The organism is Paenibacillus sp. CCS19, from assembly GCF_033239625.1.
Taxonomy (GTDB): Bacteria; Bacillota; Bacilli; order Paenibacillales; family Paenibacillaceae; genus Paenibacillus_T.
On the sequence record NZ_BTCK01000103.1, the window covers coordinates 1 to 761 of the forward strand.

A 761-nucleotide genomic window follows, 5' to 3' on the forward strand; every position below is an offset into this window, starting at 1 on the left:
GAAGCCTGAGCGCCAGCTTAGGTGGAGGCGCCGTTGGGATACCACCCTGATCGTATCGGAGTTCTAACCTGCCACCCTGAATCGGGTGGAGGGACCGTGTCAGGTGGGCAGTTTGACTGGGGCGGTCGCCTCCTAAAATGTAACGGAGGCGCCCAAAGGTTCCCTCAGAATGGTTGGAAATCATTCGGAGAGTGCAAAGGCATAAGGGAGCTTGACTGCGAGACCAACAAGTCGAGCAGGGACGAAAGTCGGGCTTAGTGATCCGGTGGTACCGAATGGAAGGGCCATCGCTCAACGGATAAAAGCTACCCTGGGGATAACAGGCTTATCTCCCCCAAGAGTCCACATCGACGGGGAGGTTTGGCACCTCGATGTCGGCTCATCGCATCCTGGGGCTGAAGTAGGTCCCAAGGGTTGGGCTGTTCGCCCATTAAAGCGGTACGCGAGCTGGGTTCAGAACGTCGTGAGACAGTTCGGTCCCTATCTGTCGTGGGCGTAGGAAATTTGAGGAGAGCTGTCCTTAGTACGAGAGGACCGGGATGGACGCACCGCTGGTGTACCAGTTGTTCCGCCAGGAGCACCGCTGGGTAGCCAAGTGCGGACGGGATAAGCGCTGAAAGCATCTAAGCGCGAAGCCCCCTCCAAGATGAGATTTCCCAGTATGTAAGATCCCTGGAAGACGACCAGGTTGATAGGCTCGAGGTGGAAGCGCAGCAATGCGTGCAGCTGACGAGTACTAATCGATCGAGGGCTTATCCTAA

The 761-nt window shown here is 56.8% G+C and carries 1 rRNA gene; it reads left to right on the forward strand.

Annotated elements, in window-relative coordinates:
- Positions 1-760: ribosomal RNA gene (locus SBI19_RS29360) — 23S ribosomal RNA — on the forward strand; the annotation flags it as partial.
- Between the last annotated feature and the right edge of the window lies 1 nt (position 761).